General features: G+C 53.1%; 12 protein-coding genes. 2 read left to right on the forward strand and 10 right to left on the reverse strand.

Going from position 1 to position 12760, the window contains the following annotated elements; all coding sequences use genetic code 11:
• Positions 1-256 precede the first annotated feature (256 nt).
• Positions 257-673 (reverse strand): hypothetical protein, encoded by a 417-nt coding sequence (locus NLX71_RS16360; RefSeq protein WP_254364939.1) that lies wholly within the window; start codon positions 671-673, stop codon positions 257-259.
• A 496-nt stretch (positions 674-1169) separates the two neighbouring features.
• Here NLX71_RS16360 and NLX71_RS16365 point away from each other — a divergent pair, with 496 nt between their 5' ends.
• Positions 1170-1748, forward strand: a complete 579-nt coding sequence (locus tag NLX71_RS16365; protein ID WP_254364883.1) for a DUF3238 domain-containing protein — start codon at positions 1170-1172, stop codon at positions 1746-1748.
• A gap of 141 nt (positions 1749-1889) precedes the next feature.
• On the forward strand, positions 1890-2501 hold the full coding sequence (locus NLX71_RS16370; RefSeq protein WP_254364884.1) for a DUF4062 domain-containing protein: 612 nt from the start codon (positions 1890-1892) through the stop codon (positions 2499-2501).
• A 191-nt stretch (positions 2502-2692) separates the two neighbouring features.
• Here NLX71_RS16370 and NLX71_RS16375 read toward each other — a convergent pair whose 3' ends face one another.
• From NLX71_RS16375 to NLX71_RS16415, 9 genes are all read right to left on the reverse strand, one after another.
• Positions 2693-4408 carry an adenine deaminase C-terminal domain-containing protein gene (locus NLX71_RS16375; protein WP_254364885.1) on the reverse strand — a complete coding sequence of 572 codons (1716 nt, stop codon included), beginning with the start codon at positions 4406-4408 and terminating at the stop codon, positions 2693-2695.
• A gap of 21 nt (positions 4409-4429) precedes the next feature.
• Positions 4430-5491: an ABC transporter ATP-binding protein gene (locus tag NLX71_RS16380; RefSeq protein WP_254364886.1), complete on the reverse strand. Its 1062-nt coding sequence runs from the start codon at positions 5489-5491 to the stop codon at positions 4430-4432.
• A 15-nt stretch (positions 5492-5506) separates the two neighbouring features.
• The gene (locus tag NLX71_RS16385) at positions 5507-6295 is read right to left on the reverse strand and encodes an ABC transporter permease (protein WP_254364887.1); all 789 of its coding nucleotides are present in this window, start codon (positions 6293-6295) and stop codon (positions 5507-5509) included.
• Positions 6296-6300: 5 nt separating this feature from the next.
• Positions 6301-7122, reverse strand: coding sequence for an ABC transporter permease (locus tag NLX71_RS16390; protein WP_254364888.1), 822 nt, complete (start codon positions 7120-7122; stop codon positions 6301-6303).
• Between the two features lie 30 nt (positions 7123-7152).
• On the reverse strand, positions 7153-8085 hold the full coding sequence (locus tag NLX71_RS16395; protein WP_254364889.1) for a nucleoside hydrolase: 933 nt from the start codon (positions 8083-8085) through the stop codon (positions 7153-7155).
• Positions 8086-8225: 140 nt separating this feature from the next.
• Entirely contained in the window at positions 8226-9308 is a 1083-nt protein-coding gene (locus NLX71_RS16400; RefSeq protein WP_254364890.1) for an ABC transporter substrate-binding protein, read from the reverse strand.
• A 215-nt stretch (positions 9309-9523) separates the two neighbouring features.
• On the reverse strand, positions 9524-9871 hold the full coding sequence (locus NLX71_RS16405; RefSeq protein ID WP_010500265.1) for a hypothetical protein: 348 nt from the start codon (positions 9869-9871) through the stop codon (positions 9524-9526).
• Between the two features lie 268 nt (positions 9872-10139).
• On the reverse strand, positions 10140-10919 hold the full coding sequence (gene pdaA, locus NLX71_RS16410; RefSeq protein WP_254364891.1) for a delta-lactam-biosynthetic de-N-acetylase: 780 nt from the start codon (positions 10917-10919) through the stop codon (positions 10140-10142).
• Between the two features lie 337 nt (positions 10920-11256).
• Entirely contained in the window at positions 11257-12714 is a 1458-nt protein-coding gene (locus tag NLX71_RS16415) for a catalase (protein WP_254364892.1), read from the reverse strand.
• Positions 12715-12760: the final 46 nt, after the last annotated feature.

Raw genomic sequence — 12760 nt, forward strand, 5'->3', positions numbered from 1 at the left:
CCACTACCAAAGTGTTGGAAAAACATGTCTATTTGTCAAACCTCAAAAAACCAGTATCTGGTTAATCAACAGGCGTGACGTTAAACCACATAAAATTTTCCGAAATTTCCGCAAAAAAAGAGCCTTCAAAAGCAGATATAACTACTTTTGAATAGGCCCTTTACTTGCCCCTTATACTGTTTTTCTAATGGACATGGGGAAATACAAGAGTTGGGGTCTTATTTTTGTAATCATTGAGAAATTCGTATAAAACGCCTTATAATTTATTTTCAACGTATGCCAGCAAAGTTTGCATTCCTTTAAGCCAAAGAGCCAAAAAAGGGGTCACAACTGGTAGTACCATTAAGGCATATTTGGGTGCTAGTTTAAAGTAATCGTGCATGATTTTATTCGCTGACGAGTACATCACACTCTCAAAGCCATATTCTAAAATCAGCATCAATGCAGCACCAACTGAACCCATGAATAGGGGAATTAGAAAACCTAGAAAAGCACATAAAATCCAATATACCCATAAACGAACGTTTCTGAAAGCCTGGAAGTAACCTGAAATACCGGCAATAATGGAGACAGGGAAAATAGATGTTAATAAATACCACATCCATCCCCCAAATGACATGCCACCAGCTGCAGTATTCACGAACAAAGTAATGATAAAACTCAAAAAAAACATAGTCACCAAACCATAAATAAGACCTACTAATGTAGAGCGCATTTTAATATTAATGTTTAATCCCTCCCTATAACTAATAATGTAGAATAGTGCAGTTTGTGATGGACAATACGATAAAGAGAATAAGTGTTAATATAACATTATTTTGTAACTAAAACCACATTCCGCATATCATCAAACAAAAGTGAACACTCCATTAGTGCGATTGCGATTTCTTTGTTTATTTAGGTATCTTTTTTGCTTCTGACGCTGAATGTCAATTACTTGGCCCAGCAGATCGAACAGTAGGTGTAGAATTTGGCTTCGATCTAATACTTTATTATCACTAAACGGATTGCAATAATCTATTGAAAAATTCAACGTCTGGTTGTAGAAAACCAAACCTGATTACCTATATTGGTGAAGGTGATTGATATCAACATAACATTTTAGGGTGGGCGACCTTTATGTTATGCGCCCTTATCACTCATCTTAATCCAAATAGGAGATGGTGCAAATGGCAAATATTATGGAGTTACGCGTAGCAGCGTTTATTAATGAAGATTGGATTCACTCTCATACCGACCCTTATTACCATTATTTTTTTGAAGGAAATAACCGTGATTTTACCTACTGGACGGAAAATGATAATAAACTAATTAAACAGGTCCAACATATTGTAATCAATTGGAACACTTCCTTAATTAACGTATACAAAGCGGTGGGACCAACTAGGATGAAAACCTTAGATTGGAGAACCGGAACGGAAACAATTCAGAGTTTTCCGTTGACTAGTGACCAGAACATCACGTATAACAACACAGTTTTAACCCCTACGTCTGCGTCTTTATATATCCGAGGTTCGTCAAATAATCCTGCTATTCCAGGCTCTCCTCCAATTGACTGGGAATACAACATTTCTGTTGATAGAAATAGTGGGCAAGTAACGTTTATTGGACAGCACGACGGTTATCCTAATCATGAGATTTATAAACGAATCGATGGAGAAACTCCTGTAGAACTCTACAGATTCTATAAGAAGACACTTGGGCATTTGTTTGATCCAATGGATATTAATGTAAACTTTACAAAATAATTTTTATAGATCAAGTTCCTTGTAAAAGGAGCTTGATCTTTTATTTACCCCACATTATAACTCAAGACCCAGCGCCGAAATTGACAAATAAAGTGAGCCGACGGTATGATTTATATTAATTTCATTGAGTATAGGTGGCCCATGAGAAAAAAATTGCAAATCTTCATATCGTCTACTTTTGCTGACCTAGTTGCAGAACGTCAAGTCGCTGTAGAAGCTGTACTTAAAGCTGGTCACATTCCTGCTGGAATTGGAATAGAGCCATTCTTTTTGGAAAGTCCAATGGAAACGATTAGGAGATGGATCGATGAATCCGATGTATATATCCTCATTCTCGGAGGAATCTATGGAACAATGCTTCCCGATGACTCGAAGAGTTATACGCATTGGGAATATGATTATGCCGGCGAACTAGGTAAACCAAGATTCGCTCTTGTTTTAACAGATGAAGCATTAAGACAAAAGCCATACGACTTTGTAATAGCGGCAGACTATCAGAAGTTCCAAGAGTTTAAGCAATCCGTAATAGAAGATGTATCCATATTTCATATTGCGGAAGAATGGCACGTTAGGTGGGTCATTCATGAAAAATTGAAAGAGTATAAAGGAAAAAATGATTTGGATGGCTGGGTTTCCGGCAAGAATATACCAGACGTACAAAAGTTATTGGAAGAGAATGCAAGCTTGTTGAGAGAGAATGCTAGATTACATGCTGAGTTAAAGAAAACTCTGCCCGATACCAGCCAAAGTTGATAACTTACCGGGATCAGGCTCGTTCCAACTGGAGTCAGAGACGAAGGGGGACGGTGACATTGAGTCTTAATTATCCTTTGAGCTTCGCAATGAACGTTTTGCGGAACCTGTACAAACATAACGGCCCTTGACCGCAGCTTGGCGGCAAGAGCCGTTTTTTCGTCATACAAGAGGTTTCAATATGCTATCAGCTACGCCTCGACCAGCAGCGGCACGACCTTACCCGCGTTCACGTCGATCAGGCCTAGATCGGTAATTTTGAGCGCCGGGCTGACCGGGAGCGTATGCGTGCTGATCGACATGATCGGGTTGTAGTGCTTGTACCCGAGCGACTCCATCGCTTTACGCAGCTTCTCCACTTCCTTCGCCGTCTCGTCGAGCGGCGCTTCGGTCAGGATGCCGCCGACCGGCAGCGGCAGGTGCGCCAGCACCTGGCCCGCTTCCACGACGCAGAAGCCGCCTTGGCCGCGGATCACTTCGTTAGCCGCAAGCGCCATATCGGCCGGGCTATGCCCGACCACAAGCAGGTTGTGGTTGTCGTGCGAATACGTCGTCGCCACCGCGCCGCGCTGAATCGTATCGCCGCCGATCAAGCCGTACGCCCGATTCCCGTTCTTGCCGTACCGCTCGAACGTCGCGATGAGCGCGTACGGGCTTTCTTGCCAGCATAGCTCGCCGTTCCGGACTTCGACCTCGCCCCGCGCATCCTCCGTGAAGGTGGAGCCGTCCTTGACCAGCATCACGCGGCACGCATGGCGGCCGTCCGTCGCGCCGTCCGGACGCACGACAAAGTCCGCTTCCGTCAGCAGAGGCAATTGCACGCTATGGTAGTAGTGCGCCGGGAATGCGTGGCCGTGTTCTTTCTGAACATACGCCTCGCGCACGTCGTACACCTTGCGGCCCTGCTTGTACACTTGATCGATCGTCAGCTCCCGCAGGTCCGACAGCAGCACGAAGTCGCCGATTTTGCCGGGGGCGATGGCGCCCCGGTCGTGCATCCGCATCCGGCGCGCCGGGGTGAACGTCGCGGCGTAGATCGCCTTCTCCGGCGTCATGCCCATGCGAATCGCTTTGCGGACGATATGGTCCAGATGGCCGCGCCGCTGGAACGAATCAGCCATGACGTCGTCCGTGACGAAGCAGAAGTGCTCGGAGACGTCGTTTTGGATCAAATAGTTCATGACTTCGTCCGTCATAGATTTTTCCTGAATCTCGATGAACATGCCCGCGCCGATGCGCGCTTCCATCCCTTCGATCGTCTGATGCGTATGGTCCGAATCGACCCCGGCATAGATGACCCGGTGCAGATCCAGATCGAGCAGCTTCGGAACATGCCCCTCAATAACGAGCTTCGGATAATGCTTGCGGATATGCGCCAGAATCCGGTTCGTTTTGCAATCCGGGTCCGTGATAACGTCCACGTAGTTCATAATTTCGCCAAGACAAATGATGTCTTCCGTACGCAGCAGTTCGTCCATATCCTCGATCTCGATCGTGCCGCCGGTCGATTCCATCGACGTGGCCGGAACCGAGCTCGGAATCGCGTAGAACATGTCCGCCACGCAGTCGCGGCTGGCTTCAATCATCTGCTTCACGCCGTTCAGGCCGAAAACGTTCGCGATCTCATGCGGCTCAGGCACGATGGTCGTCACGCCGCTGCGGATCAGCCCATACGAGAACGTCTCCGGCGTGATCATCGTGCTCTCGATATGCAGATGAATGTCAACCAGACCGGGGATCATGTAACGGCCTTGGCCGTCCACGATCTCGCCCGCTTCGAACGTCTCCGTCCCGCGCCCGCCGATATAGAGGAACGCTCCGTCCAAGACGGCGACGTTGCCTTGAACGAACCTTTTAAAATAACTGTTGTATACGTGTACCTTCTCGATCAGTAAATCCACTCGCATGATGCCGGTACCTCCAAGTCGTTAGTCTACAAGAACCAATCTGTCCGCAGGGAACAGCAAATGCACCTCTTGCCCGCTGTTATAAGGGACTTCCATTTCCTTGTTGACCGTAAAATCCCCCAGCTCCGTCTCCACGACGTACTGGTAGCTTCTGCCCAAAAACGTGCTTACCTTGACGCTGCCCTTCACCCGGTTCGGCCCGTGTCCGATCTCCTCCGCGGTGCCAAGCTGCATATCGTCCGGGCGAATCGCGCCCTTCCGGCTTGCGGTTCCTTCCGCACCCGGCTGTCGGGCGGCATGGAACGTATAGCCCTTCACCTTGAGCTCGATGCCATCGCTGGCTTCGCGGCGTTCCTCGAACGCGATGAAATTATTGAAGCCGATGAACCGGGCGACGAATTCGGTTTTCGGGTATTTGTAGATCGTGGAAGGCCGGTCCAACTGCTCGATAATGCCTTTGTTCATAATCGCGACGCGGTCGGAGATCGAGAAGCACTCCTCCTGATCGTGCGAGACGTAGACGGTCGTAATGCCGAGCTCCTGCTGAATGCGGCGAATTTCGACGCGCATATTCACGCGCAGGTTCGCGTCCAGATTGCTGAGCGGCTCGTCGAACAGCAGCAGGTCCGGCTCGATGACGAGCGCGCGGGCGATGGCCACCCGCTGCTTCTGCCCGCCGGACAGCGCTTTGGGGAACCGCTGCTCGAAGCCCGTCAAGCTCACGACCTCCAGAATGCGAAGCACGCGCTGCTTGATCTCGGCTTCCGGCACCTTCCGCAGGCGGAGGCCGAAGGCGACGTTATCGTAGACGGACAGATGCGGGAACAGCGCGTAGCTCTGGAACACGAACCCGAAGTTCCGCTTGTTGACCGGTACCCGCGTGTAATCTTTGCCGTTCAGCATGAACTTGCCGTCTTTGGCTTCGAGGAAGCCGGCGATGAGCCGCAGCGTCGTCGTTTTGCCACAGCCGCTTGGGCCGAGCAGGGAAATGAGCTGCCCCTTCTCGACCGTCAGGTTGAAGTTTTGCAAAATATATTGGTGATCATAGGCGACCGACACATTTTCCAAGGATAGCAATGCCATGGGTACGAGCCTCCGTTATCGTTTGGTAAAGTAAGAAAGGCCCATCAGCCTTTCGATCAGGAACATGAACACCGCCGTGAACAGCATGAGCAGCACGGAAATGGCGGCGATGGTCGGATCGAAATAATTTTCCACATAGGTCAGCATCTGAATCGGCAGCGTGCTGATGCCCGGGCCCGTCATAAAGACGGAAATGTCCACATTGTTGAACGACTCCAGAAAAGCGATCAGAATCGCCGCGATAATCCCCGACTTGATGTTCGGGAGGACGACCTTGAAGAACGTCCCGAGCCGTCCGCCGCCGAGACTGAGCGCAGCCTCTTCGATGGCGAAGTCGAAGTTCGACAAGCTGGAGGCGATGACGCGAATAATGAACGGAAGCATGATGACCGTATGACCGACGAGCAGCGCCGTGTAGATCGGCAGATGGTACGTGACGATCAGATACTTCAGCATCGTAAACCCGAGCACGATGCCCGGGATGAGTATAGGGGAAATAAAGAAGCTGTTCAGGGCGTCTTTTCCCTTGAAATCGAAGCGGCTGAGCGCATAGGCCGCAGGCACGCCAAGCAAGAGCGCGAACAGGTTGCCCAGGATCGAGACGATGATCGACGTTTTGAACGTGCTCATGAACATTTCCACTTCGAAGATTTTCTCGTACCACTTGAGCGAAAAGCCCTGCGGCGGAAATTTCAGCACCGTTCCCGGCTCGAACGAAGCGAAGGCGATAATGACCAGCGGACCGAGCAAAAAGATATAGACAAGCAGCGTAAACAGGCCGAGGCCCCGGTTGTTCTCCTTCATCCCTTCTACCCCTTCGGATTTAAAGTGTTGGCCAGTTTGTTCATCAGGCTGATGACCACGAACGTAATCGCCATCATGATCGTCGCGATGACGGAAGCCGAATACCAATCGTTCAGCGTAATCGCGTTCTGGTACAGGAACGTCGAGATGACGCGCTGTTTCCCGCCGAGCAGCGCCGGAGTCGTGTACGCGGTCAAGCTGCCGACGAAGACGAGAATGCTCCCGATAATGAGACCCGGCACGCTGAGCGGGATCACGACCTTACGGAACGCGGTGAACCGGGACGCCCCGAGGCTCTCTGCCGCTTTGATCAGATCGGCGTCGATGTTCTCCATCACCCCGACGAGCGTGATGATGATCAGCGGCAGAAACAGATGGATCAGACCGATCATCATCGCGGTCGGCGTATACAAAATATCCAGCGGGTCCTGTACGATCCCCAGCGCGAGCAGCGCCGTGTTGAGCAGCCCCTTCTTGCCGAGCACGATCATCCAGCTAAACGAACGGACGACCGAGCTGGTGAGCAGCGGGAAGATCGCGAGCGCAAGCAGCACGCTCTTTTTCTTCAGGCTTTGCCGGGAAATATAGTACGCGACCGGAAAGCCGAGCAGAATGCAGATCGCCGTCGTCACCAGACTGACCTGCAACGTGGTCAGCAAAATTTTGAGAAAATACGGGTCCTTGAAAAAGTGCAGGTACCCATCGAACGTCACCGTCCCTTTCTGGAAAAAGGTGGACCCGATCGTAATGAGGATCGGAGCCGCCATAAATACCGTCAGGAACAACAGTCCCGGCAGCAATAGCAAATACAGATACGATTTCTTCATCGAACGGTTCTCCTGTTCCTGGATTGGGGGCTACCGGCTCAGCGTCTGCACGAACAGCCGGAGAAAGGCGTCCGCGTCCACATCGGTACAGACCTGAACGTTCGGCTGCTGTCCGAGCCGGTTCTGAAAATCGCAGACCGTCTGGCCGTCGCACAGCTCGCTGCGGGTTTCCACATCGACGTAATAGGGCTTCGTCGTGATCACCTCGCGGGTCAAGGCTACCCCGACGGCCAACGGATCGTGCAGCGCGCAGGCGCGGACGCCGTTGCGTTCGGCGTAGCGCTGCATGTAATCGGCCGTGCTCTCCTTCACGTAGCGGCCGATCGGCGTATCGCCGAGAGCGGCGATATGTTCATCCTTCAGCAGCGCGCGCCGGGTCACATCCAGCCCGACAAGCGTCAGGGAAGGGAACCCGGCACGCAGCACGAGCTTGGACGCTTCCGGATCGACATACATGTTGTATTCCGCCGTCGGGGTCACGTTCCCGAAGCCCGCGACGACGCCGCCCATGACGACGACCTCTTTCACGTCGTGTACAAGGGGGGGATATTTCGTCAACGCGAGCGCCAGATTGGTCAGCGGGGCTGTCATAATCAGCGTCACTTCGCCCGGGTTTTCACGTACGCGGTCTATGATGTAGTCCGGCCCAAACCCCTCGGCCGCGCCTCGGCGGACCTCCATGTCCCCCAGCGCCCCGCCGAGGCCGTCCGCCCCGTGAATCCGGTGCTCGAAATAATGGGGACGCAGCAAGGGCCGATCGGCCCCCCGGATGACCGGGATACTCGCTTCCGCGCCCAGCAGCTGCAAAATTTTGCAGGTATTGGCTGTTGCTTGATCCAGCGATACGTTGCCGTTGACGGTCGTAATGCCGAGTACGTCGAACTGCCCGCTCTTGACTGCGAGCAGAATGCCTAACGCGTCGTCCACTCCCGTATCGACATCGAGGATTACTTTTCGTTTCATGCGCTCCGTTAGCTCCTTTCCTTACTCCCGATAAGAAAACAAGGGTACATGTGGATCATATACCCTTGTCCAGCGTTTCGATTATGGTCATGCTATCGCGTTGCTTATTGCGTTACTTATTGCGTTACTTATTGCGTTACTTATTGCGTTACTTCGCGGTTCCAGCGGTCGATCCAGCCCTTGAGATTCTGGTTGACAAACTTCATATCCAGCTTACGCAGCTTGTTCACCACGTCCGCGCCGTACGTAATGCCTTGCGCTTCCTCCGGCTTGAGCTGCAGCGTCGTGTTCACCGGCGAATCGATTTTGGACTTGGCCGATTTCTCCTGCACTTCCTTGCTCAGGTGCCAGTTGATGAAGTCTTCCGCCAGCTGCTTGTTTTTGCTGCCCTTCACGACGTTCACCGTGTTCATAATCGCGTATGCGCCTTCCTGCGGCGTAACGAACTTCGTATCCGGCACGGCGGCCTTCAAGTCCTTCACGTACATTTCCATGATCGGTCCGGCGGCGATTTCGCCTTGGGCGAACATGTTCACGAACTCCGACGTTTGGCCGTAGTATTTCACGACGCTTTTATTCAGCGTCTTCAGCTTCTCGAACGCTTGATCCACGTTGAACGTCGAGCTGCCGGCCACGGTCGAAGCCGCATCCAGAATCATCGGGCCGCTCGTCGACGTAATGTTCGGCAGCGTCAGCTTCTTCGCCAGCTCGGGGCTCCACAGATCGCTCCACGATTTGATTTCCTTACCCGCCGCTTTCGGGTTATAGGCGATGCCGAACTGGCCGATCGTGTAGGCTGGACCGTAGTCCTCGCCGAGCGGCGCTTTGGCGATGTCGTAAATATCCTTCAGGTTCGTGATGCGGCTGCGGTCAATCTTCTCGAACAGCCCCGCTTCGATGCCCTGCTGCGCGTAATAGTCCGAGAGATAGATCAGATCGACGCTCGAGCTGCCCTGCTTCACTTTATTCAGGCGCTCGGCGTTGTTGCCGATTTCCAGCACGATCTTCACGTTATGCTGTTTCTCGAATGGCGCATATACTTCTTTCTTGAAGAAGTCCTCGGAGAAGCCCCAGGTGGAAATGACCAGCTTGGTCGGCTCCCCGCCGCCCGCTCCCGGCGCAGCGCCCTGCTCTTTGTTTCCTCCCGCTTGGCCGCATCCGGTCAGAGCCAATCCAATCAGCGAAACGGAAAGCAAGCTGCGAATCATTCGTTTTTTCATCATCGTGTTCATCCTCCAGTGGGAAACATCCCTGTATCCATGATTTAAGATTTGTAGAAACGTTTAGCAGTATACTATTTTAAAAAAGAAAAAACGCCCTTAAATAGAAATAAGTCTTCTACGTAAGAGCGCTTTTTCTTCGTAAACAAAGATAAGCGGCATCTATGGCAATGCATGCGGTCCGCTCGATGATAGATCAACGCCGCGGCTCCGGCCTGTTATTTCGGTTCGTGCAGAATCACGTTCGTAATCGCCCACTGCGTCGCCGGGTCGTAATCCCTCAGCAGCGCTTCGATCTCCAGCCCGAACTCCTGCTCCAGCTTCTCCCGAAGCTTCTTCTTATAAATCGAAGACATGTAAAAGTCGACCTCGTGCTTCAACGTAGGCGCTTCACCTTCGAGCGCATCCGAGCGCGGCGAACGACGATGCTTGGCATAATACGTGATGATCCGGTCGTCGATCGTAACCCGCAGCAATGTCGTCCCGAAGCCGAACAAGCTCTTCGAGATTTCGTTGTACAGGTGGCACAGCTTCTTTTTATTCTCATTCGTGTCGATCAGGGGCATTCGTTCACCTTCAAGAGCAACCGGCTTTTTGTGATGAGACGCAGTTTAATAATACATAAGAATTTACGATTCCGCAAGTGATTGTTCGGATTTTTTGCGATAAAAGCGATTTGAAATGCCTTTAGTTAGAAAAAAATAGTCATTTCCCGAATAAGAGGTGAGTCGGAACGGCAAATAAGCCTTCATCCCGCCGAAACTCGCGCTCCGAGACGCTTGCTGCGGCGGGAGCGGCTCCCCGCACGGCACGGGACGTTCCGACATCCCTCCGCTAGTAAGACTTGACCGTCAACTGATCCAGGCTTTTGAATTCGTAGCCCTGCTGCCGGGCCCCGTCGATGATTCTCCCTAGCGCGTCCGCGTTGTCCTTGGATACCGTGTGCAGCAGGATAACGGCCCCGGGGTGGAGCTGAGCCATGACTTGGTTGTAGGCGTAGTCGGCCCCCTTTTGCGCCCTCGTATCCCAGTCCTTGTACGCGACCGACCAGAACACGCTCGTATACCCGAGCTCCTTGCTTACGGCGAGGCTGCGGTCGTTGAAAATGCCCCGTGGCGGGCGCAGATAAGTCATCGTTTGTCGTCCGGTAATTTGGGTCGCGTCCGCCTTTACTTTCTCCAGCTCGTCCTTGATTTTGTCGCTCGAAATCTGGGTCATATCGGGATGGCTCCAGGAATGGTTGCCGATCAAGTGGCCTTCGGCCGCCATGCGCCGCAGCAGCTCCGGCTGATCCTTGATGTAATGCCCGGTGACGAAGAAGATCGCGGGGACCTTCTTTTCCTTCAGCACGTCGAGCACGCGGGCGGTATACCCGTTCTCGTAGCCGTTATCGAAGGTGAGATACAGCTCCTTCTGCGTCGTATCCCCGAGAAAAATAGCCCCATGCTTCTCCACAGTGGGCTTAAAGCCTTCTTCGTTGATGGAGGGACGGCTGCCGTTCTTGCTCTTCTTGAACCCGAAATGATAGGCGCCGTCCCCTGCGGCAGCCGCTTGGACCGGGACGGCGGCCAGCAGACCGGCCAGCAGGATGGTGGCGATTGCAATACGTTTCAAGGGTTGGGCTCACTCCTTCTTGTTTTTGTCAGCTAGGAGTCATTATCCCTCGTCTGCCGAAAATTATGTGCATAAATACGCATCGGCTTGCCGCCCACCTTGTCCGGCTGAACACACAAAAACCCCTTGCTCAGCAGGCATCTGCCTGCGGTAAAGGGGTCGTATTTCTAAGCTCCGGCCAAGATGGACAAGGCAAAGCTTCTCAGCGCATGTAAACCGGTAAGGACAAAGTTCTACGGCAGCATTCGACGGCATTTTCTCCACGGACGGGACTTCGTTTCCATTTCACCCCTTCGGTGCGCTCCTTGCGCCTATGCTCGCGATGTCTGCCTGCCCATTAGTTCGAGCGCGGAAGGAAGCTTTCGATCTCGATACCGAGCCCCTGCGCGAGCCGCATCCCGTACTCGGCGTCCGCCCGGTAAAAGTTGCAGATCGCGCGCAGCTGGATGTCCTGGCTCGTCTGCTTCAGATCGTTGACCAGATTGCGGATCAGGTTGTCCTGTTCCTGCTTCGTATAGCTGCGGTACCGCTCGCCGGCCTGCGTGAAATCTTCGGTCTTCTCGATTTTTTGCCGGAGCGCGGGGCCTGTCAGCGGCGCTTCGCTTTCCGCATAGGCCGGGTCTTCCTGCGGACTGCCGGAAGCGCTGTTCGGCTCGTAGTTGACCGTGGACTTATCCTGCTTCACGTTCATCGCTCCGTCCCGCTGATCGTTGCGGACCAGCGCATACGGGCAGTTGATTGGAATCTGCAGATAGTTCGCGCCGAGCCGGTACCGCTGCGTATCGGGGTAGGAGAACAGACGGCCTTGCAGCAGCTTATCCTCGGAAGGCTCAATCCCCGGCACCAAGGCGCTCGGCGAGAAGGCGGACTGCTCGACCTCGGCGAAGAAATTATCCGGGTTCCACTTCAGCGTCATGGTGCCGATCCGGTGCAGCGGGTACGCATCCTCGGGCCATACTTTCGTCGCGTCGAGCGGGTCGAAGCCCCACCGGTCCAAGTCCTCCGGCGGCATCAGCTGCACATGCAGCGCCCACTGCGGGAAGTCCCCTTCCCTTATCCGTTCGAACAAATCCCTCGTCGCGTGGTTGAAGTCCCTGCCCTGCACGTCCTGGGCCTCGTCAGCCGACAAAGTCACAACGCCTTGCAGCGATTTCCAGTGGTATTTGACGTACGTTACTTTCCCTTCCGCATTCACCCATTTGAACGCATGTACGCTGAAGCCGTCCATTTGCCGGTAATTGGCGGGGGTGCCGTGATCCGAAAACAACCAGGTCAGCATATGCGTCGATTCCGGCGACAGCGTCATGAAGTCCCAGTACCTTGCAGGGTCCTGAATATTGGTGTCCGGTGCGGGCTTAAGCGAATGGACCATATCCGGGAATTTCAGCGCGTCGCGGATAAAAAATACCGGCAAATGGTTGCCGACAATGTCATAATTGCCTTCTTCCGTATACAGCTTCACGGCGAATCCGCGCGGATCACGGGCCGTCTCCGGCGAGCCGGTACCGTGGATCACGGTGGAGAACCGAACGAATACGGGCGTCTCCTGCCCGGGCTCTTGCAGAAAATGCGCCTTCGTGTAAGGCTTCATGCTCTGCTCGACGCGGAATACCCCGTGCGCTCCTGCGCCGCGAGCATGTACGACCCGCTCCGGGATACGCTCCCGGTCAAAATGGGCCAGCTTCTCCAGTAGATGGTAATCCTCCAACAGTGTCGGTCCGCGGCGGCCGGCCGTACGCGAATTCTGGTTATCTCCCACGGGAGCGCCTTGATTGGTCGTCAAACGATGGTTCATATCTTGATCTCACCTTCCATTTATATTTAGACTTGATCTAAGTTAT

The sequence above is a fragment of the Paenibacillus sp. MZ04-78.2 genome, from assembly GCF_024213375.1.
GTDB lineage: Bacteria > Bacillota > Bacilli > Paenibacillales > NBRC-103111 > Paenibacillus_G.